The organism is Dorea sp. BIOML-A1, from assembly GCF_009875615.1.
Lineage (GTDB): Bacteria > Bacillota > Clostridia > Lachnospirales > Lachnospiraceae > Dorea_A > Dorea_A amylophila.
Window position 1 is genome coordinate 15,303 of sequence record NZ_WWSA01000011.1, and the last position, 23,103, is coordinate 38,405.

Annotated in this window: 19 protein-coding genes and 1 pseudogene; 19 read left to right on the top strand and 1 reads right to left on the bottom strand. The window is 36.2% G+C overall.

What is annotated here, in order from left to right; genetic code table 11:
- Positions 1–79 precede the first annotated feature (79 nt).
- The 14 genes from GT508_RS06170 (at position 80) to GT508_RS06230 (ending at position 18,479) form a co-directional block, all read left to right on the top strand.
- Positions 80–640 (top strand): hypothetical protein, encoded by a 561-nt coding sequence (locus GT508_RS06170; RefSeq protein ID WP_006426967.1) that lies wholly within the window; start codon positions 80–82, stop codon positions 638–640.
- A gap of 403 nt (positions 641–1,043) precedes the next feature.
- On the top strand, positions 1,044–1,406 hold the full coding sequence (locus GT508_RS14620) for a LytR/AlgR family response regulator transcription factor (protein WP_226853957.1): 363 nt from the start codon (positions 1,044–1,046) through the stop codon (positions 1,404–1,406).
- A gap of 100 nt (positions 1,407–1,506) precedes the next feature.
- Positions 1,507–1,758, top strand: coding sequence for a LytTR family DNA-binding domain-containing protein (locus tag GT508_RS14625; protein ID WP_237998139.1), 252 nt, complete (start codon positions 1,507–1,509; stop codon positions 1,756–1,758).
- Complete coding sequence (locus GT508_RS06180) at positions 1,755–3,029, top strand: sensor histidine kinase (protein WP_055215245.1); 1,275 nt, start codon at positions 1,755–1,757, stop codon at positions 3,027–3,029. The genes GT508_RS14625 and GT508_RS06180 overlap by 4 nt, the downstream gene beginning before the upstream one ends.
- Positions 3,030–3,220: 191 nt before the next feature.
- On the top strand, positions 3,221–8,482 hold the full coding sequence (locus GT508_RS06185) for a DNRLRE domain-containing protein (RefSeq protein ID WP_243144080.1): 5,262 nt from the start codon (positions 3,221–3,223) through the stop codon (positions 8,480–8,482).
- Positions 8,483–8,582: 100 nt separating this feature from the next.
- The gene (locus GT508_RS15050) at positions 8,583–8,660 is read left to right on the top strand and encodes an excisionase (RefSeq protein WP_227097410.1); all 78 of its coding nucleotides are present in this window, start codon (positions 8,583–8,585) and stop codon (positions 8,658–8,660) included.
- A 98-nt stretch (positions 8,661–8,758) separates the two neighbouring features.
- The gene (locus GT508_RS06195; RefSeq protein WP_192934785.1) at positions 8,759–8,965 is read left to right on the top strand and encodes a hypothetical protein; all 207 of its coding nucleotides are present in this window, start codon (positions 8,759–8,761) and stop codon (positions 8,963–8,965) included.
- A 15-nt stretch (positions 8,966–8,980) separates the two neighbouring features.
- Positions 8,981–10,246: a hypothetical protein gene (locus GT508_RS06200; RefSeq protein ID WP_161143791.1), complete on the top strand. Its 1,266-nt coding sequence runs from the start codon at positions 8,981–8,983 to the stop codon at positions 10,244–10,246.
- 114 nt (positions 10,247–10,360) lie between these two features.
- Complete coding sequence (locus tag GT508_RS06205) at positions 10,361–11,218, top strand: hypothetical protein (protein ID WP_161143792.1); 858 nt, start codon at positions 10,361–10,363, stop codon at positions 11,216–11,218.
- Positions 11,219–11,586: 368 nt separating this feature from the next.
- Positions 11,587–12,900, top strand: coding sequence for a hypothetical protein (locus GT508_RS06210; protein ID WP_161143793.1), 1,314 nt, complete (start codon positions 11,587–11,589; stop codon positions 12,898–12,900).
- Positions 12,901–13,482: 582 nt separating this feature from the next.
- Positions 13,483–14,373, top strand: a complete 891-nt coding sequence (locus tag GT508_RS06215) for an Abi family protein (RefSeq protein ID WP_161143794.1) — start codon at positions 13,483–13,485, stop codon at positions 14,371–14,373.
- A gap of 133 nt (positions 14,374–14,506) precedes the next feature.
- Positions 14,507–14,665: a type II toxin -antitoxin system TacA 1-like antitoxin gene (locus GT508_RS06220; RefSeq protein ID WP_118532274.1), complete on the top strand. Its 159-nt coding sequence runs from the start codon at positions 14,507–14,509 to the stop codon at positions 14,663–14,665.
- A 15-nt stretch (positions 14,666–14,680) separates the two neighbouring features.
- On the top strand, positions 14,681–17,476 hold the full coding sequence (locus GT508_RS06225) for a restriction endonuclease subunit M (protein ID WP_161143795.1): 2,796 nt from the start codon (positions 14,681–14,683) through the stop codon (positions 17,474–17,476).
- Between the two features lie 337 nt (positions 17,477–17,813).
- A complete protein-coding gene (locus GT508_RS06230) occupies positions 17,814–18,479 on the top strand; it encodes a hypothetical protein (RefSeq protein WP_161143796.1) in 666 nt (221 codons plus the stop codon).
- 165 nt (positions 18,480–18,644) lie between these two features.
- Here the strand turns inward: GT508_RS06230 and GT508_RS14630 are convergent, their stop codons facing one another.
- Entirely contained in the window at positions 18,645–19,142 is a 498-nt protein-coding gene (locus tag GT508_RS14630) for a hypothetical protein (protein ID WP_227097394.1), read from the bottom strand.
- Positions 19,143–19,448: 306 nt separating this feature from the next.
- On the opposite strand from GT508_RS14630, the pseudogene GT508_RS06240 reads away from it, so the two are divergent.
- From GT508_RS06240 to GT508_RS06255, 5 genes and pseudogenes are all read left to right on the top strand, one after another.
- Positions 19,449–19,865, top strand: a pseudogene (locus GT508_RS06240) (tyrosine-type recombinase/integrase); the annotation flags it as partial.
- Positions 19,866–19,974: 109 nt separating this feature from the next.
- Entirely contained in the window at positions 19,975–20,640 is a 666-nt protein-coding gene (locus tag GT508_RS06245; protein ID WP_192934786.1) for a hypothetical protein, read from the top strand.
- Between the two features lie 54 nt (positions 20,641–20,694).
- Positions 20,695–20,985 carry a hypothetical protein gene (locus tag GT508_RS14420; protein WP_192934787.1) on the top strand — a complete coding sequence of 97 codons (291 nt, stop codon included), beginning with the start codon at positions 20,695–20,697 and terminating at the stop codon, positions 20,983–20,985.
- On the top strand, positions 20,979–22,445 hold the full coding sequence (locus GT508_RS06250) for an ATP-binding protein (protein WP_161143797.1): 1,467 nt from the start codon (positions 20,979–20,981) through the stop codon (positions 22,443–22,445). Before GT508_RS14420 ends, GT508_RS06250 begins: the two co-directional genes overlap by 7 nt.
- A 178-nt stretch (positions 22,446–22,623) precedes the next feature.
- Positions 22,624–23,091, top strand: a complete 468-nt coding sequence (locus GT508_RS06255; protein WP_161143798.1) for a low molecular weight protein-tyrosine-phosphatase — start codon at positions 22,624–22,626, stop codon at positions 23,089–23,091.
- Positions 23,092–23,103 lie beyond the last annotated feature (12 nt).

The following is a 23,103-nucleotide window of genomic DNA, read 5'->3' on the forward strand; positions in this document are numbered from 1 at the left end:
TTGTAAAAGAATAAAAGAGACAATGGCCAGAGGTTCGATTTTATAAAGAGGACCTCTGGCAAAAGGGGGATTAAGAAGAATGCATATTAAATCAATTGTGTCAGATGAGGATAGGGAAGAATTAGAAAGAATGCTTTCGCTTGGGTTTATAATTCCTAATCAATTATTTAAAACAAGACAGAAAAGTAGAATGATTATCTATATTTTTACACCTGTAGAATTTTTACTGTCGATTAATTGTTATCTGTCGGAAAGTTATTTGATGTTTGGAATAGGGATTGGAACTTGTGTGGCTTGTGTGGCTTGGATTATTTGGTATCAAATGATTGGTAAAAATTTTGAAAAAAATGTTCATGAATTTGTCTGGGGTAGATCAGGATATGAAACGGTGGATATCGATGAAAACGCAATTAAAATAGATGAAGATCAAATTTATGAATTTAAAAATATTGATAGAATGTTCTTATATAAAAACTTCTTTTTTTTCATAACAAATGAAAAGAAAATATTTATATTTAAAACGACAGATATGGAGTCGGATGAACTTATAAAAATTATTAAAACAACAGGGATTTTATTTGAAAAAAAAGAAAAACCATTTAATATTTATAAGTATTGTAAAAAAGGAAAAAGTTTTTAAAAATAAGCAGAGGATGGTGGATTTATCATCCTTTTAGAGAAGAGCATGTATTTTAAAGGGAATCTGGTTTTGCAGGTTCCCTTTTTGCCATCAAAAACGTTGATGTTTTATCAAATGACGCTAAAAATAAAAAGAATAATGCAGGGGGTGACATTATTAGTTATCGCTGTAATATTTGGATAAAATATAAATAAAACATAAAAAATATAAATAAATTATAAAATGGCGACAGTTTTTTCTTGTTCAAGTGTTTATTATATAGAGGACAAAATAAGACAGCAAAGGAAGTGGTGCTGTTGCATCGGAAAAATGACACAAAATTAGTGATGTCCATTCGGGAAAAGAATTGAAGGGGATTCTTTTCCCCATTTGTCGTGTTACGAAAGACTGAGGGTAAGAAAATATGCTAGAACTTGCAATCTGTGATGATGACATCATCCTATGTAATTGGTTAGAACAGAAGCTGCTCCATTATGGGAAAGCGAATGACTGTCAGATATCTATAGAAATATACTATTCTGCGGAGCAGCTTCTTAACAGGCTGGAAGAAGAATCCTACGATATGTTATTCCTTGATATTTGTCTGGAACATGAGAATGGAATTGATATCGGAACGGAGATACGAAAGAAAAATTATGGAAAAGAACTGCGGATTACCTATATTTCAACATATCAGGAATATGCTATGAAATTATTCCGTATTCATCCATTTGATTTTCTTGTAAAGCCAATCCGAGAGGAAGAACTTTTCTGGGTGATAGGTTGAATTACGGGAACTGTTAAAAGAACGGAAGAAAATATTTGAATATACGGATACAAAAGGAATCCACAAGATTTCTTATGACAAGATCCTGTATTTTTATAGTCTGGGAAAAAGAGTACATATCGTGACATCGGAAAAAGAATATGAATATCGAGGAAAATTAAAGGATGTAGCGGATGTAACAGAAGAATATTTCTTACTGATTCACAAGTCCTATCTCATCAATATGGAACACGTGGAGCATTACGAATATGACAACGTGGTTATGAAAGACAAGACACGTCTCAGTATCAGTAAAGCAAATCGCAAGAAGGTCAGGGAAAGACTATTACAAACGGAGAAGAAAAGATTATGAATATCCATTTGATCACTTATCTGACAAGTAAATTATTCTGGATTTATACTGTGTTCCGTTACAATACCATCCTGTATCCAAAAAATGAGGATACACAAAAGCTATTTGCATATTTTTGTGCATATCTGCTTTCATGCTGGGGAAGCATGCAGTGGGGAACGATGTACGGAGATCTGATCTTTGAGCTGATAGCTCTGTTAATTATAACAGTGGCATATCAGGCAGACTGGCAACATCATGTCTGGAATACACTTATGGTATATATTATGGGAATTTTATGTGATGGGATTCCAATCGTGTTCTTTCAACGGTATGCGGTAGCAAGAAATCCGGTGCATCATCACATGGGACCGGGAACTATTGTAATGGGAAATTTTATATTCTTTTTACTGGAAGTCATTATTGAAAGAAAAGTAGGTGTAAAGAGAAGTTATTATATAAAGAACCGTCATTGGCTTGCTATGCTTTCTGTCCCGGTGATCAGCATTATAGTCTGTATCAGGATATTGCTGCCAGACAGAAGAGGTGTGCGGTCTACGATTGTATTATTCTTACTGTTTATCAATGTGTTTATTTTCTATCTGCACGATGAGGTTCAGAAAAGTTATATTGAAACAGCAAAACAGGAAGAGATGAAAATTCAGATGAGCCAGTATGCAAAAGAACTGGAGATGATGATGAAATCACAGGACAGGCTGAATAAGATACATCATGATTACAAGCACCATCTTACAACAATAGGGGCAATGGCAAAAACGGGAGGAAATGAAGAGATTCTATCGTATCTGAAACAAATGGAGAATATAGCCGGAACAGCCTTATGTCATCATTTATATACAGAAAACCGTAATATGAATAATCTGCTGAATTATATTTTGGAAGATTCGAAATCAGTAATTGAAAATCCGGAGATTTCTGTAGAAATACCGAATCATATAGGGGAAGAATTATTTGATATAAGTATAATAGTGGGAAATCTTATGGATAATGCTATTCGTGGGACAGCAGCTTCAGATGAAAGGAGATTATCGTTTCAGATGTATTATGGAAAAGGAATCATGAATATCCAGATTGAGAATAGCATAAAAGATACACCAAAAGTGCGGAATGGAATTTATCTGACAACGAAAAGCAGGAAAGAAGGACATGGAATAGGATTACAAAATGTGAAACTCGTAGTAGAAAAATATCATGGTCAGATGGAGATCTGCCATACGGAGAAATCCTTTCAAGTGAAAATATTATTATATATGAAATTAGATGAAAAATAGTAAGGCGATGGTGTCTTACTATTTTTTTCGACCGATTTCGTCTATTTTTGCCACCTCAAGGGGCATTTTTACCATTTATGAAAATTTTGTGATTTTTTAGATTATAGTAGTGCCAAAGTCAGAAAAAAGGAGGGTAGCGGTTATTTTGTAAAGGAATTATAGAAAAAGATTACAAGAGGGAGAAAGAGACTATGAAGAGATTTCGAAAGTCGGCTATAGCCTTAGTACTTGCACTCCTGATGGCACTACAGGGAACAGAGCCTATTTTTGTACAGGCAAAAGAGGCCATTGAGGATGTACAGAAGAATGCAGATTTCTCCAGACCAGAGGCTTTGACTGAAGAGGAAGCCGGGATAACAGATTCCACATCTGGAGAACAAGACAAGAGTCAGCAGTCTGATGCGGACGTACAAAATGAAACGACACCATCGGAAAATACAGAGACTCAGGAAGAACAGACAACTCCAGCGGAAGAAACAGAAGAAAATCCGCAGGAAAAAGAAGTGGAGTTGAAAGAACCACAGGATTACTATCCGATTCCGGAAGAACCGGAAGGTGAACTGATTGATTATGACGCCGTTTCCAAAACTTATAAGACCGGAGATAAGCAGTATACAACCGTTTATGGTGGTTATGTCGGAACTTATAAGAACGAAGATGGTGATACGGAACTGGTAGATAATACTCTTGTAAAGCCGGAAGAAGCAGACACTCCTGCGTCCGAAGAAGCACAGGAGGCCAGCAGCGTATCGGCAGATGAAGAAAAGGAAGAGAAGACTGAGATTTATCAGAACAAGGCTAATGACTATGCCATTCTTCTTCCAGAACAGATGTCAGAAGAGAATGGTGTAACGATTGAAAATGGAAAGACCAGAATCGGGATCATTCCGGTAGATGGAGATTATACACATTCCGTTATTAAGGACAATGCGATCCTTTATAATGAAGTCTATGAAGGAGCGGATGTTCAGTATACGGTACTGGATTCCAGCATTAAGGAAGATATCGTACTTCAGCAGCCAACAGACAGAGAATCGTATGAATATGAACTTCAGATTCCGGGATATCAGGCTGAAGTAAAAGATAATCAGGTATACATTTATCCAGAAGGAAAAACAATCAAAGAGGCAAAGTATCTTCTGGAAGCACCGTCTATGGAAGATGCAGCCGGAGAGATCAGTTTCCTGATTACGATGGAACTCAGGGAAGAAGATGGGAAAACAATCCTGACCGTAAAACCAGATATGGACTGGCTTTCTGCAGAAGATCGTCAGTATCCGGTCAGAATCGACCCGACACCAGTGGAAATCCAGAAGAGTTCCTTTAACATGATTGGTGTGGAAGAGGGAAGTCCAACCAGCCAGATTGGAGATAACAATTATCCGTATGTCGGATTTGATGATGGTATTAAGTCTGGAAACCTTGCAGGATTTGGAACAGCACACCAGAACTGCCGGACTTATATCAAAGTAAATTCAAATTTTAGTCAGATTCCGAAAGATTCCAAAATTGACAGTGCAACATTTGCAGTCAGTCAGAAAACTGCATACAGTGGTGGTGCATCCCAGTTTGGACTTTATCGTGTAGATCAGTCGTGGAACACCTCCATCACATGGAAAACAAAACCAGTAAATCTTACGTTCCAGGATGTACAGAATGCAAGTACCAGCAGGAACAGCTATATCAATTATGACGTCAAAGATCTGGTCAATGACTGGGTGCAGGGAACTTATGCGAATAACGGATTTGCACTGGTAGCCATTGCCGAGGCAAATAACCTTGGAGCTTCTATGCAGTGTGAGGTACTGAATAACAGGGCATCCGTTTATGGACCGAAACTCAGCATCCAGTGGTCACCGGCTGAAGATCCATATCTGCGTGATATGTCACTGGATGAAACAACGATCCTGCTTCGCCCGATGACAGAAAAGAATACAAATGGAAAGCTGAAGTTTGATGCCGTATTTGCAGACGGAATTGCAAAGAGCAAATCTACAGTAGAATATTATCTGCTTCCAGATGAGGAAAATGAAGAACATCACGAAACAGATGCAAAACCATTGTATTCCTATCCAGACAGTACTGAATACAATAAGCAGTTCCCGGAGGCGAATAAGTATTACAGCAAAGATTCCAACTGGCAGAGTGCTTTGTATTCAGGACTGACAAAAGATAAACTTTATAAAATAAAAGCAAAAGCATCAAAAGAAATCGATGGCAAACTGGAAACGGGAAAAGAAGTGACCAGTGACAGCTTTGTGATTTATGAAGTGAAGCAGTTTGATACATTTCCGAAGATTGCAAAATATTATGGTGTTCCGCTTAAGAACATTATGAAAGACAATCAGGTTATGGACGCACTGGTAGTTGCAAACAACACGATCTTTATCCGTAACCCACAGACAAATGTTCCATATAGTCCTGCACCGCTTACCGATCAGGATAAGATGCGGATTGACGGAGCATTGATGGGAAGAGGACTGCACTGTGAATTTGGATTTGAACCAGTCAACTTAAATACTGGTAACTTCTACATGGATCAGTCCGATGCGACGATGAATGAGCTGAATGGGGAATTCTCCATTACAAGAAGCTACAATTCCAAAGGAACAGACCAACATTCCATGTTCGGACGTGGATGGAGCTTTAACTATGACCAGTCGCTTTCTCAGATGGAGGACGGAAGCCTTCTGTATATGAGAGGGGACGGAAGTTATCTGATCTTTGATAAGAATGAAGATGGAAGCTACACTGCTCCGGATGGCTATGTATACGATTTAAAAGCAGTCAGCTATAAAGATACAGACCATGACTACATCGGATGGGAACTGACAGATGCGGATCAGAGCGTCTGGTCATTTGATAAATACGGAATCTTACGTTATGTAACGGATGTGAATGGATTTAAGACAGTATTGGATTATGACGATGATTATAATCTGAGCAAGATTACCACACCATCCGGAAAAACATTCGGGGTAAAACAGGATAAATTCGGGCATATCAAGGAACTGTCTCTTCCAGATGGTGGAAAAGTTTCTTACAAATATGATGAGCAGGGAAATCTGATATCTGTAACAGATCCGAATGGAACAACAAAAGAGTACAAATATGATGATGACAGCCGTATGACAAGCTGGAAAGATGAGAATGGCAATACGGTTGTAAAGAATACTTACGATAAAGAAGGAAGAGTTGTAGAGCAGACTGATGCAGAAAAAGGAACGGCAACTTTCAAGTACGGAAAAAGTTCTACTACAACAACGGATAACGAAGGAAATAAGACCGTTTATCATTATGATGATCAGTACCGCACAACATCCATTGAATATCCGGATGGAACAACCTGTGAAAAGACTTATAATGCAGAAAATCAGCTTGCTTCCGAAACGACAGCAGCCGGAACAAAAACTTACACTTATGATGCATTTGGTAATGTAGCAACGGAGACAAGAGAGGATGGAAAGACAGCCTCCTATACTTATAATGAGCAGAATAAGCTGACCAGTGCAACCGGATATAACGGAGCAACGGTTACTTACAGTTATGACGGTAATGGAAATATGGTCACATCTACAAAACCGGATGGAACAGCCATTACCTATACTTACGATGACAAACATCGTATGGTATCCCAGACGGACGGCAGAGGTGTCACAACAACATATTCGTATGACGGACCGAACATGACCGGATATGTGGATGGAAACGGAGCAGCATGGGGATTCACGTATGACGCGATGAATCGTGCAGTTACCATGACAGATCCACTTGGAAATGTCACTTCGAACAGTTACGATGCGAATGGCAATTTGATTTCCAAGACAGCAGCCGATGGCGGTGTGACCGCTTATACACTCGATGGTGTGGGAAATATTACGGCAAGTACTGACGCACTGGGGAATACTACCACTTATACCTACGATAAGATGTACAACATGACCAGTGGTACGGATCCGAAAGGAAATCAGATCAGCTACGCCTATGATAAGAATTATCAGCAGGTCAAAGCAACCGATGCAAAAGGAAATACAATTACTTACAAGTATGACAGCATGGGACGTGTCATAGAAGAGAGTAATAAAGATTTTGGAACAAAGCTCTATGAATATGACAAAGCAGGAAATCTGAAAAAATATACCGACGGAAATGGAAATGCAACCGTATCCAAGTTTGATTCTCTTGGACAGGTGCTTCAGTCCAAAGATGCAGTTGGTAATATAACCAAATATGAATATGACGCATTAGGAAATGAAACCAAGATTACCTATGGAGATGGAAGCAGCCATTCCAAGGAATATGATAACTGCGGAAGGCTCGCTAAAGAGACAGATGAATTAGGTGCAGTTACCACTTATACTTATGATGCGGCAGACAATCTGGTATCAAAATCAGATGACAGTGGAAGAACCTGGACTTATACCTACGATAATACAGGAAACCGCTTAAGTGAAACCAACCCAGAAGGTGGAACTACCACATATACTTATGATAAAGCAGGCAATCTGGTATCTTCTACCGATGAAGAGGGAAGAACAGATACTTATGCTTACGACAAGGCAGGAAATCTGACTACATCCAAAGATGCCCTTGGATATACCGTATCCATGAAGTATGACTTAAATGGAAATCTGGTATCCTCTACCGATGAAAATGGAAATACCAGTACCATGACTTACGATGGTAATGGAAACATGACATCGGCAACCGATGCAAAGGGCAACATTACAGCAATGAAATATGATTCCACCGACAATCTGGAACAGACGGTGGACGCCCTGAAAGGAAAGACTACTTACGAATACGATTCACAGGGTAACAGCACAAAGATGACAGATGCCCTCGGCAATGCGTACAGCTATGTGTATGATAAAGAGGGAAATAACACATCCATAATACTGCCGACAGGAGACAAGGTGCTGATGGAGTACGATGCCATCGGACAGCTTGTAAAATGTACGGATGCACAGGGACTCGTAATTACCTATCAGTATGACGGAGCAGGCAACCTGATCCATTCCTCCGACAATGGTGGAAACAGCATGGATTATACTTATGATGGTGCCGGAAATGTACTGACACAGACCGATGAACTTGGCAGGACAGCAACATACAAGTACGATCAGTACGGCAGACTCCTGAAACTTACTGAAGCAGACGGAAGTACCACATCTTATGAATATGATGTTATGGACCGCATTACAGCGGTAACGGATGCGGAAGGTCATAAAACAACCTTTACCTACGATAAAGTCGGCAACCAGTTATCCATGACAGAAGAAGAGGAAGCTACATATAAATACGCTTACGATAAGAAAGACCGGGTTATCTCTCAGACAAATCCACTGGGAGCATCCAGCACCTTTAAGTATGACGGAAATGATAATGTGACGGAATCTGTCGATGAAAACGGTACGGTTACCAAGTATACTTCAAAAAATGGAGTCTTATAGCTGTTTTTTGCACAAAAATAAAAAAATTTCTTCAACACCCTGTAAAAATACCGTTCTTCTTTTGTATATGTGAGAGACAAAAACAAAAAAATAAAATTTTTTGCATTTACCATACTGGAAGAAATATACATTATCTATAGAGGAAGCGGCGGCATATTTCCGTATTGGAGAACAGTAAGATGCTTCTTTACCATATCTGAGGAAGAATTGGAAAAGTGCCGATACAATTATAAAGGCAAGGACACCTATGCCTTTGTGATGTCTGACAGATATATCATGGCTTTATATACATACTGCCTGTCTGCAAGAAAAGCGGTGGCTTTGGAAAATATAGAGCCGGAGGGACTTTCGGAAGCGGAGCTTGCTATGGTAAAATTAGAGAGAGTCCGGGAAGTGTTATTCCAGACTTTGTTACTCGATGATGTGAAGTTTGAAGATGATAAGATGTATGCGGAGCTGTATACGATTTTCTTAATTAAATGAAGAAGGTAATGGGAAATGATTAATTCGAGAAATGACATAGTGAGCTTATTAAAGGAATATATAGTTACTCAGCAAGAATATGTATATCAGTTTTGGATGCCAGAAGCACATGAATGGAACGTAAAGAAACAAGTTGCTTATTATAATGGAATTGTATTAGGAAAATTTCGAGAAAAAGATGCTTTTACTTTACAAGTTTTGAAAGAGGGAGTAACAGATCAAGCTTTGTATGATGAAATCAAAATTAACCTTGAACGTCATATTAAGATGATTGAGGGGCTGGAACAACCTGATATTATGAATAAAATGCAGATGGAGTCCTATAAAAGGCAGAGAGATGAACTGTCTCGTGATACGATTGATGATTGGATTAGTAATTATTGTAGATGGATACAAGAGGATGTAATGGAGATATCTTATTCAGAAATAAGAGTTTTATTATTCATTTACTATTCTTTTGATAATTATGATTACCAGAGAAAACATCCATTTTGCAGTGATCTAAACGAGTTAGAGGTAGTATATAAGGGCAATCTGGATAAACAAAATCAATTCTTTAAATATGGTATAGTTCCAGTGGATGATGAGAGGGAATTACTTCCTATTGAACCTCCCCGCATTTACGATAGAAAAATTAACAAAACTTTCTTTACAAAGAATGTTCCTTTGAATTTACTTGAAAAAATTGCTGATATGATGTCTAGCGGAATTGTAAGAGATTTCTCGGTAAGACTTCTCAATGAGCCAGGATATAATGGAAAACTGTATTGTGAGTATATAGCAGAGGCATTGGAACGGGGGAAAGTATTTGATTTTGTTAATCTAGGGAACTATTCGATAAGTAGGCTATATTCAAAAGAATATGAAAATTGTATGTGGGTAGTGATTGATCCACAAAATATTACTTTCGAGGAATTATGCAAAGAGTTTGAAATCTATAATGATATGATTGTGACTCAAGTAGTACATCTACAATATGAAATGAACGAGGAGTGTGCTTATATTACGCATTTAGATCATGAATATGTTTTTTATACAGTAGATGAATATGAAAATAGAATGAAAAATGCAACACAGAAAGGTACAGCAAAGACAAGAATGAAATCTTTCAAAATTGATAATTCAAGAATACCTTTCGATTATAGATGTGAGGTCATAAGAAAAGATGAACACGGAAATGATTTACCTCAGAAGGATGAACAGTTTTTATGTTATGTATTGGAATGTTATTTCAAACACAAGGATTTGTTAAAAGAGTATTTTCAAGAAATATTAAGTTAGAAACAGAAATTGTTATCATTCAGTTGTGTGTCCAACTAAGCTAGTTTCGACTTTTAGGAGTATTGGTGTGTATCGTTAAGTAAAAAAATAGCATAAGTAGAAAGAAGGAATCTTATGTACTATGATATTACAAATCCAGATGTAGCATATTATTGGTTGCATAAAGCATTACATATAAAACGGGATGAATTTATAGAAACTTATATAATAGAATGTCACAACGATTTTGATACATTCTATGAGAAATACCATTCGATAATAGAAAAGATAGATGTAGAAAATCTTGAGATTGTGGCATTTCAAGTAACAAGCAATAGCAATGATTGTGCTGATATAAAGAAGTATGGATTACGCAATTTGCAGTGGGTATTAAGTAATGACACAGAATTGAACAGATTTTTAGATGAAAATCATATACGCTTTGATATTGAAAAAAAGTTGATGCACATAGATGACATTTCATATGATGTGGATTTTGAAAAATATAGAAATTTAGATGTGATCTCGAAAAGAGGAGAGCAATTATATAGAATTGGACATAAATTGTATTATGATTTTCAAATCAATGCATTTTTGTTTTGTAAGGATATTTATGATTATTCAACTATTCATGAAACTCCAGAATTTTTCTATACACTATCATCTTTGAATGAGGTAACAAAGGGGATTGACAAGAAATGGAAGAAGATATGTAAATCGTATGTTGTTAAATTTACAAGTAAATTAAAAGATTTTGCTTATTTTACATTTTATGAAAATGAAAGGGAATATATGGATGATAAGCAAAATAATTGGTCAGCATTAAGAAGATTGTTGACATCAAAAGCAGTAGAAAGTGCATTTGGTGATTCAGCATCACAGATTTTCGCATATATGAAACCTGATACAGTAATTGCACCTGAAAATATTATTGAATATGTTCCGGCTGAGAAATGGAGGAAAGATGTACTTAAATACTTTGGGAAAGAATGAGATGTATATGTCAGTTGCTGAAATATTGGGAACTGATATTAAGGTTATAAAAAATTTCGTAATAGAGAATAACGATGAAATTGTGGATTGCCATTATGATGAATATGGTATTGAGCAGATGGACTTGGGTAATTTTATAAATGGAAATGGGATCAAAAGAATAGATAGATATTTATTTCATAATTACTTCTTTTCCCTTTGTCTTTTGTGGCATAGACTTTTCTGTTTCTCCCGAAACGAGTTGTCAAGGACTTTTTATCAAAAAAATAAGCAACAGTATTATCTGTTGCACTATGCTTGTTGTGTATGTCATTTGGCTGTATAATTAATAATATAAATTTTACTGACGAGATCGGAGGTCATTGCAAGTGGATGATACTGTTTTATTTTTAAGTGCATATAATTCGACACAGTATAAAGCGACAAACTGGTTTTTACGAAAACTTCGTAATGTTATCCCGCACAAAAAGAAGCAGATGCAATCCTTACTGGAAAAGCATCATCTTTCTTTCGTGGCAACAGACGAGACTATTACTTCTGTTGATGGGAAAATGGAGGTAACGGCCCAATATGATTATGTACATCAAGCGACTACATTTTCCTTCAAATCAAAAGATTCAGCTGAAAAAGAAAACGATGCAAGTGACTCTTTGAAAGATTCCGGTTTCTATATCAATCTTAGGCACGCACAATCTATCTTAGTTGATGAACGATATTTCAAAATCGAATTTACTTTCTGGCTAGAGCCATTTTTAGTTTGGATAAATGGTCAGATGTATCAAATTGATGCCGGTGCCTTTATGATGAACAGTGTTTTGTTCATTGTTTTTGAAGTCATAAACTACAAAACAGGAAAACCACTTGCCAAAGATGATGTCGGGGCAAAAGCAGAAAACTACAACCTACTGTCTGTGGAGAAATATCAATTCTTTGATGAAGAGAAACCTGTCGAGGCAGGAATGAAAATTTCTGAAATAATATATGAAAATATTTCTGAGTTTATCTGGGAATTGACAAATAAGTGTTATCGTTCCCAAGAATATTTCTTTGTGCATGACACATTGGTCTTTTCGAATAATATTGAAAATATTTCAGATTACTTTTGCAAACTCATTGATACGAAAGTGCCTGCTGAACCAATTAAGGACATTAGTACAGTGGAAATATACCAATATTATCCACAAGCTGGTTGTAGTGTAGTTTCTGACTTTGATTGTGATAACTTTCAACCAATTTTATATTCGGCCATTATATTGGAATCGCTAAAACTCTATATTCATATTTTTCAAAACTCTAACCTTGAAAATGAAACAGATCTTCGGCGGTCGGTACGAAATGATATTTACTTGCAGAATCTTTTTTGCTCTCCTAATCTTCCAATTGAAACTCATAATTTATTGAACTACATTAAGGAAAGCGAGCCTTACAAAAAACATGCAGAAGCTCTTCACCTAAAAATATCCTATTTGACTGCACAAAATGAACTAAAGAAAAGCAGAAACTCTGCGATTTTGAATGTTCTGCTATACATTATTTCTTTACTCAGTGCTATCGGAACTCTTGATGTCATAGAAGCACATTTTGGTGTACCATTCAAATACAGCTTTATTATTGTGGTCACGCTGTTTATTCTCGGACTGTTTTGGGGAATAATAGAGTATCGAAACCATAGAAAGCTCTAAAATTCTTTGTAAATTATCTTGTCGAAAAGTTTAGTAGAATAAATTAGCTAAAATCCTTAGTAGTAACCCTTTCCATTTTACTACCAATTTTACTACTAACAGGTAGTAATAACTTGCTTAATTCTGCTCCAATTCGCCACAATCTGTAATTTCAGAGTAAACTACATGAAACCCGGAAACCCTTGCAAAACAGGGCATTCCGGGGCAAATCAAGGAGAAACAAAACTATGATAAAAGTATTATTCATCTGCCACGGCACTCCAGTTTTATGATAATGCATATCTTCGCAAAGTGGGGCAACACAGGGCAGAATATGGCGGAAAGCATTGAAAATACTACGTTTTCGACTACTAAGGCTCATGGATGGAATTGGGATAAAGTCAAAGGTGTGGGGAGAAATCCTTAGTAGTAATGGACTACTTAGACTCAATGTGATAGATTTTTCTAAGAAAATAATAAAAACTATTGCAATTTTTTTGCTTTTTGAATATACTATATGTAACAGAGTTGCCCGAAGTCTTTTTGGCATTGGGGACCAAGCTGAGACTTGTGCTCAGCTTTTTTACGTTAAGGAGAGATTTTATGGATTTGAAAAAACCATTGACCTTCGATGAACAATTGGATAAGTTAGTAGCCCATGGTATGATTATCACAGACAGAGAGAAAGCAAAAGATATTTTGAAAAGAGTAAATTATTATCGTTTTACGGGTTATGCTTTACAATTCAGACAAGCCCCTTCTGGTAGTGACTATATAGTGGAAACTACATTTGAAACGGTATATCATCTATACAAAGTGGATGAAATATTACGTGATACATTTCGGCGGTATATTGAAAAAGCAGAAGTATATTATAGGACGCAGATTGCATATGGATTTTCAATTGCTAAATGTACGGAGACTCCGTATGATCAGCATTATGATGAGAATAATTTCTATAACAAAAAGGGTTACAGGGAAGTTATGGAAAATTTCAGCAGGGAGAAAAATTATTATAAAGATAGCCTAATTGTGAAGCATCATAAAATGAAATATTCTAGTAAAATGCCATTGTGGGTTATTGTGGAATTAATGTCTTTTTCTAATATGTCTAAATTATACAGCTCTATGTATTATTCAGAAAAAGATGCCATTGCTCATATGGTTGGTGTTGGAAGAGATACATTAGAAAATCATCTTCATTGTTTATCGGTTTTACGAAACAAATGTGCGCATGCGGCTAGAATGTATAATACAGATTTTAATCCTCCGGCAAAGTTTACAACGTCATTTTTGAGAAAACATTCAGAAATAAAGAATAATTCATTATTTGCGTATACGCTTGTCCTATTAAAAAGATTACCAGATGAGAGTAGTAAAAAATCTTTGATTCAAACCGTGGAAAATGTGATAAGTGAGTATAGTGATGATATTGATTTGAAGTTGATTGGATTTCCAGAAAACTATATGGAAATCATGAAAAATAATTTGTAAATGCTGATATATAGCCGCTTTTTGCTAGTAGAACTACTATGAAAAGTGGCTATTTCTATGTTGAGGACGTGGAGAATTGTATTGTAAATGTTGCACACAAATGATATAATTTTTGACATAGGAGGGCTTGGGAATGAACAAAACTATTTCTATGAGTATAAGAGTGAGTGAAGAGGAATTAGCAAAATTGAAACAGGCGGCTAGAATAGAAGCATATGCTTCATATAGTGAGTTTGTACGAAGAACTGCCCTGAAAGAAGCAGAGCGTGTGATTGATCAATTAAAAAAATAATCTAGGAGAAACAACATGGCGAAAGTTTTTGAACCAAAATTATATATAAAATATATTCAGGATAGTAAATCTGATATAATTTCCTCAATTACATTTGATGAAAAGACTGGAAAAGGAAAGATTACATATAATCCTAAATGTGTAAATGTTGATCCAGAGGCACCAGACTTTAAGGGGACAACGACTAACTTAAATGACGAAGAAATGGTAAGGGCTGTTTTACTTCTGAAGTTGGAGAAAGAGTACGGATATAAATTTGAAAATAAATATATAGATATTGAGAAAGTTTATGAAGCACCGGGAAGACCTAAAAAGGGAGCAAAAGGGAGCAGATCAGATATTGTTATTAGAAATGAGGATGGGTCTCCTTTTTTATATTTTGAGCTAAAAACGCCGCAGAAGTATATATCAGAAAGATATTTGATAAAAGGGCAACTTTTTCAATCAAGTAAGCTTGAAAAAATAAAGAGACCTGATTATTTGCTATGGACAACAGTTGTGTTTAATGATAGTGGAGAGCCTGCAATTAACACATTGGTAATATCAACTAGTCAGTATGGAGAATATGACAAGTGGCAGGATGCAGGAGAACCAGCAGGAAATGCTATTCCGAAGGGGTATGGAACTGTAATTCAAAAAAGTTATGCGCGTGTTCCAAAGGAAACGGAGACGTCAATTCCATTAGACGAGACTTCTGATGAATTGTTTTTTAAGCAATTGACAGAAGAATTACATAATGTTATTTGGGGAGGAGGTGGAACAAATAATAATGACGTATTTGCAGTTATCACAAAATTATTTCTGTGTAAAATTTATGATGAAAAAGAAATCAGACCAGGAAATAAGTATGAATTTCAAGTAAATTATATAGGCAATATTGTGGAGAGTCCAGATGCACTAGTGGACAGAATGAATGTACTATATAAAAAAGCGGAAAGTTCTTATTTATTAGATGAAAAAAGTGATAATGTTGCTTTTGATAAGGCCAGAATAAAACCATCAAAAGTCTTTTACGTGGTGCAAAGGCTAGAAGGAATATCTTTAACTAAGAATGTATACGGAGGAGATTTATTAGGAAGCTTTTTTGAAGAAATAGTTGCACATGGCTTCACGCAAACTAAAGGACAATTTTTTACGCCTGTTCAGCTGGTTGAGTTCATGACAGAATTATGTGATATTACAGAGCATGCGAAAAGAGTTCTTGTAGAGAAGCCTGATGGTAGAGGAATTCATAGGATGCCAAATGTAATCGATCCGTCTTGTGGAGTGGGTACTTTCTTAATTGTTTACATGAAGTCGATAGTAAAAAAAATGTATGAAAATGGAACTTTTAAAGCAGGATTAAGTGACAGGGCATTGGAAACATTTGAAGCTGAATTTTCTGGTCAAACACATACTAATTGGGCCAAGAGATCACTATTTGCGATTGAGAATAATTATGATTTAGGGTTGGCGGCAAAGGTAAACATGATTTTACATGGAGATGGAAGTATGAATACCTTTGTGACAAGTGGGCTACTTCCTTTTTCAGATTATTGTATACAAGATAGACCTACTATTTTAGAAATGCATGAAGAGTATCAAAATGAAAAGTTTGATATTGTACTTTCAAACCCGCCGTTTTCACTGAAATTAACTCCAGACGAAAAAAAATCAGTTGAGAAGGCATTTTCAGGTGAATTGAAGATATCAGAAGATTTATTTATTGAAAGGTGGTACCAATTATTAAGACCAGAACAGGGGGTTTTTTGTTGCGTACTTCCAGAATCTGTATGCGATACACCAACAGAATTGGATACTAGAATATATCTATTATCACATTTTAAAATTAAGGCTATTATATCCCTTCCTTATTTAACTTTTAAGCCATATACAAGTGTAAAAACTTGTGTTATTTATGCAGAGAAAAGAAGTACGGAACAAGTAAATAGGATAGAAAAGGAAATTAAAGAAAGTGGATGGACAAAAAAGGAAGGAGTTGAAGGACTAAAAAAAGTTTTTGATGATTGCGGTTTGCTGGATGAAAAAATATTTATGGCAGAACCTCAAGCAATTGGATATAAACGAAGAAAGGGCCTATCAGATTTGATAACAGAGAATGATTTGCCTAAGGTTTTGTTTAATTACAGAGGAAATAAAAGTCAAAAATCACTAAGATATGGTTTTGAAACAACATTAAAAGCAATATTTAGTAGAAGTACATTACGACTAGACGCGAAGTATAGATGGTTATGGGATGTACTGGAAGGAAAAATTAGTTTAGTGGCTAGAGGAGCTGCATGGAATGATATTGGCAACTATGTAAAAATTGTTGAATTGAATAAAATAAAGAAAGGTGATTTGGCGTACGATAGAAAGTTGATTGATTTAGATAGTGTTTACCCGTTGTGTGGTGGTGTTAATTATGATGAAGTACCAGAAGTATCGATGATTGGATCGGATAAGGTGGAATTTTCAGGAGCGGATTTGGTTGTTTCTAAGCTTGAACCTTATTTGGGAAAATGTATAATTAATCCGGAAGAAGAAGCAATAGGAACAACGGAATGGGTAGGGCTTAAGTGTAAAAAATCAAGTCCAAGAGTTGTTGGGTATTTGTTATCATTACCACAAATGAGAGAAGCAATGAGAATGCTTCAATCAGGAAAACGACATGCCCGTATGGATGCAAAAGAACTTTTACAATTAAAAATTAATATTGACTTAGCTAAAATACTGGAACAAGACATACAAAAATATGAAGAAGAAATTAATTCTTTGAAGAATACTGTTATGGAGAAGAGAAAAAAAATTGATGACTTGTACAGTATATGATAGGAAGTGCTAAAGAATGGGGAGTGGGAGTTTAAATCTCTACAATATTTTCGCTTCAAGACCGATGGCCCCCTTCGTGCGAATTTTCGCAGAATTAAACAGGGGGGATACCCACAAAAGTCAGTTTATGTGAAAATATCCGCTGAATATCATCACTAAAGCCGATTTGGTTTTGCCAGATAGTACCGAAATGCGCAGAAAAAACATGTAAAAAGCCGCATAAAAAGCACAGTTCTTTTGCGTACATTTTGGCAGAAATATAATCAGAATTGTCTTGCTATTCTGTGCGGTCAGAGTGATATATGTACTACCAAATAAAGAAAGGCGGGTACATATTATGAAGAATGAAATCAGATTCACATTGGAATCGAAGCAGAAACCAAAACTAGCACAGGAGATTGGAAACATACTTGGGACAGCACCGCATTATGAACGGGTACCAAGCTGTGCATACGATATTGCAGGATACCGACTGGACAAAGAGGGTGTACTGCATATCCCGGAGGGAACAGAAAAAGAAACGGTGGAAGACCTGATTCTGCAGTTACGGGAGCGTGGATTTCAAGACGATGCGGAAATAACGGAAGAAGTGCCAGTGCAGCAGGACAAACTGACAATAGTGATTTCGAGAGAAAGCCTTACAGATATAGCATTGGAAAATTTGCAGAAAATCACAGCAAATAAGCAGACACTTTTTCAACGTGCATTTCGGACGGACAGCACAGAAATTGAGATTACTGCGGAAAAAATAAACTTTACATGGTTTCCGTACACAGCAGATGGCGATGAGATTACAGCCTACACACAATTTATCTCAAGGCTGTGTGATATGGCAAGAGATGCAAAAAGAGTATCATCAAAGCCGACTGAAACGGACAATGACAAATACGCTTTCCGCTGTTTCCTGCTCAGACTTGGCTTTATCGGGAAAGAGTATAAGACAGCGAGAAAGATTCTGCTTAGGAATCTTACAGGAAATTCAGCATTTCGCTATGGAGAATAAGGATAAAATGACACTGGGTGTCGGTGATGAACCGATGCCCTTTTTCTGTGGAAAAATCAGTTGGGGCAGCTTGTGGCAGATGATTTAGGTTATTCCTATAGAGCCTATATAGAAAATAACCTGTATTACTTGCCACATCTTGCCCCAGTGTGAAAACAGACGTGGTCATGCCCATCGGTTATCATTTTCTTCCTGTATCTTTCTGCGATAAGCAGTGCGGGATTTTCTACGGTTTCGTTCTTTTTTACATTCTGGATTGTCACAGTATTTCTGGCGGTTCCCGTTTTTGATGAACAGACGGCCGCAACACTCACAGGTGGCAACGCCCACACGGTCGGCATAAGCAATGGGGTAATCTGTAGGGATAGATACATATTGCGACAGAGCGAATCGGGCAGCATCAAAAACAGAATGGAAATCCGGCATGACCTTCAATTCTCCATTTTCATTCAGTTCCAACTTCATGGTTACGCCACTCATTTTATTTAGGTAAGCTGATATTTTACCGAGATGTTTCTGCATAGGAAACGAATTAAAATCTGCAAATTCATTTGTCCATGTGATCTGTGCAAGATCCGTGGAAACGTCAAGCCGTTCCAGACACTTTTTGAACATCAGGATGACAAGAGTATCCCGGTACAGGCTTTCGAGATCTTTCCGCATGGTGTGAACATCAAAAGTGAAATTACCAAGAATGTTAGTGGAAAAATCCCAGTATTCCGTATCCTTTTCAATATCCCAACGATATTCTTCAATGTCCTCAGAGGCATAGTAGGGGTGTGCGTACTGTTGACACCAAGAAATGATATCATTGGCAGCAGTGTAGTCATCTTTTCCACGGATACTCTGGTACAGGTTATTCAGAGAAAGCCAGAGCTCATTTCCGTCCAAGCCGTATCCACGGTTGAGTTTCGGAACATCGCCCTTGCCCAGACAGGCGGTGATTACGATTTTTCCATTCTGTTCTGTTTTTTCATAGAGGATAGAAATGCACCAAAAGTGGAAAAATCCATAGACGGATATAGCGGATTTCTATTCTATGATGATAATGGAATGCCACTGGTTGCAATGCATTGGCAGCACCGATTCAATCATATGGTTGGGAGATACAATGATATCTATCGGGTGCAGATGCCAAACATCACACCTCATGTATGCCGACACACCTATTGCTCAAATATGGCAAAATCGGGAATGAATCCTAAGACGTTACAGTACCTCATGGGGCATTCGGATATATCGGTCACAATGAATGTGTACACGCATATCGGATTCGATGATGCAGAGGAAGAATTGAAACGGATGGAAGAGTTTAGGAAAGCACAGGCAGAAGTTGAACAGAAGAAGGAGAAACCGATGTCGCAGAAAATGTTTAAAGTTGTATAATATGGAAGAAGGATGACGCTCTTGCTTAGGCTGGGGCGTTTTTTCTGTGGAAAAGAAGTGAAAATGACGATATAATATAAAATAGAATGTGAAACGGAGGTGAAGAAGGGTGGAAAGGAGTCGTAGAGCAGATGCGGTTGTTTTTGGATTCGATTTTCAGGTTAATGCTGCAATAGTTCTTTTCTTGGAAAATATAGAAGAAGTGGAAAAAATATGTCTCGAAGGTAATTATGAGGATATAGAATTAGAGCTTTCCTCTGGAAAGATGATATTGGCTCAAGCGAAAGCTGTCGAAAAAGCGAGTTCCGATTTTGCTAATGTGAGAAAAAATTTAAAAAAAGCACTCACATCATTATCGGAGGCTGGAGAAAAGGTTGATGCAAAGGAATTAATTGTAATTACTAATTCACCCAATCCCTTCAATGATGATAAGTCTAGAAATGTTTTTTACGGGCATGCACATAGGAATTATAATACATTACCGCCATCGGCTAAGGAGATTGTTGACAGATATTTATCAAAAATGGAGAAACCGCTTGATACTGATAAATTAAAAATACAAGTTTTACCTTTTGAAACAGATGACGAAAATGAAAGATATAAAGTCATTATGGAATGCATAAACAATTTTATGGGGAATTTGAATATAAGCATTTCTGGAATTGGAAGGAAGATGTTAGAAACATGGCATTGGCAAGTATTTGATAATGGCGGGAAAAAAGATTCGGCTATAAAATTGACAAAAAAAGATATTATATGGCCCATTCTTGTATAAATAACAGAAATTGAACAATGTGAAGATTCATTTCTGGAGCAGTTTGATTCTGGCGTGTATGAAGAAGTGGTAAATAGGTATTCTGAGGTAATTAATTCACACTGTGAGCAGTGCGAGTTTTTTATAAAAGTTTTAAGTGATTATAACAATTTTAAGACAGAAAAAAAGCAAAGTGAAAAATTAAATGAGTTTATAGAAATTCAGTGGAAAGACTATATTTCAGAATTTGCCGTTGATGGTGTGGAAGAAGAGATACAGGAGGCACTTGCAAAAATTGTCATACATAATATCATAAAAAGACGCTTTACAATAGATCGAATCAAGAAAGGAGTGAAATTGTGTTAATAAAATCAATTTATATTCGAGATGGTTTATTTGAACGAAATATTTCATTTGGAACTAATGCAAATTTGATTTATAGCGAAAAAAATAGTTGCGGAAAAACTACTTTAGTAAGATTTATATTATATGCATTAGGGTATTCGATACCAAGTACAAAAAAAATAAAATTTGAGAAATGTTTTGTAAAAGTACAATTGGTTCTTGATAATAGAAAGTGTGTATATTTAACCAGAGAAAGTAATTCGACTATATCGTTTGTTTGTGATAATGAGGAAAAAATATATGTATTACCAGAACAAATAAGGGAGCTTCATTCAAAAATATTTAATACGGAAAATGAAGAAATTTTAAATAATTTGTTAGGAACTTTTTATTTTGATCAGGAGAAAGGGTGGACGCTATTAAATAGAGGAGTAGTTATTGGAAGTATACATTTTAATATAGATGAACTTGTTAGAGGAATTTCGGGTAAAGATTGTTCTGGGTTAATTTTAAAAGAAAAAAGGCTTGTAGCAGACTTATCTAAATATAAACAAATGTTCAGTATAGCGCAATACAGGGACAGTATAAATGAAGATAGCTTGATTGATGATACATATCAAGAAAAAACTGACATTGAACTTGAACAGTTAAGAATGAAACAGTCTTCGATTAGGAGGGAAATTAGCAGAGTTAATCAGAGTATATCTGGAAATAAAAAATTTCAAGAATTTGTTGCAGATATGAAATTACTGGTAAGAACTGATGAAGGACAGTGCATAACCGTAACTAAAGATAATATAGTTGGTTTAAATGATGCAATTGATTTATTGGTAGCAAAGAAAAAAATATTATCATGTGAATTGGCTGAAGTGGTTTCTAAAATGGAAAAAATACTACGAGAACGAGAAAAAGAAAACGGCCAACTTTCTTTTTTTGAATCAGAGTCAGTTGCTGCTGCGTTTGATAAAAGAATTGTGTCTATTCCAATGAATCAAATTGTGATAAAAAAGGAAATTGAAAAAATCGAAAAAGAATTAAAAAGTGTTCGCGATGAGATTGCTAAAATATCAAGAAGTGATAATGTGGTTGTTTCGTCCCTTTACCAAACAATCGTGAAATATGCAAAAGAATTAGGCATTGGAGATGCAGAAAGCATTACTAAAAAATATTTATTTACATCGAATTTAAAAGAACTGACAGGAGCTGTGCTTCATAAAACGGTGTTTGCATTTAAGATGGCATATATTGTGGAACTTGAAAAACATCTACAAATAAAATTACCAATTATTCTTGATTCTCCAAGAGGAAAGGAAATTGATCAAGAAAATATTGATTTGATGATGAATATTTTAAAGCGTGATTTTAGTGAAAATCAAATAATTATTGCCTCTATTTATTATTATTCTTTTCCTGAGATTCATGAAATAAAATTGAAAGAAAATTTGATTGATCAATTGGTTGGGGATAAAGAAAATATCTGATTGATTCTTAGTAGTAAGAATCTTCGTTTTACTACCAATTTTACTACTAACAGGGAGTAACAACTTGCTCAATTCTGCTCTGATTTGCCACAATCTGTAATTTCAGAGCATATCACCATAACCCCAGCAACCCTTGGAAAACAGGGCATTCCGGGGCAAATCAAGGAGAAATAAAACAATGATAAAAATACTCTTCATCTGCCACGGCAACATCTGTCGCTCCACCATGGCAGAATATGTAATGAAAGATTTAGTAAAAAAAGCGAATCTGGAGTCATCTTTCTACATCGACTCTGCCGGAACCAGTAACGAAGAAGATGGCAATCCGGTACACTATGGGACACAGAACAAATTAAGAGAAGAAGGAATCCCGTGTGGGAATCACAGAGCACGTCAGATGACGCGAAAAGATTATGAAGAGTTCGATTACCTGATCGGCATGGAACAGTGGAACATTCGCAACATCAACCGCATCATCCGGAAAGATCCGGAGCAAAAAGTACATCTGTTACTGGAATATGCAGGAGATGCAAGAGATATTGCAGATCCGTGGTACACGGGGAATTTTGATGTGACTTATGACGATGTGAAAGAAGGCTGCGAGGCATTCTTGCAATATCTGATGGAGAATGAACCGTTATATTAGAAACAATAGGAG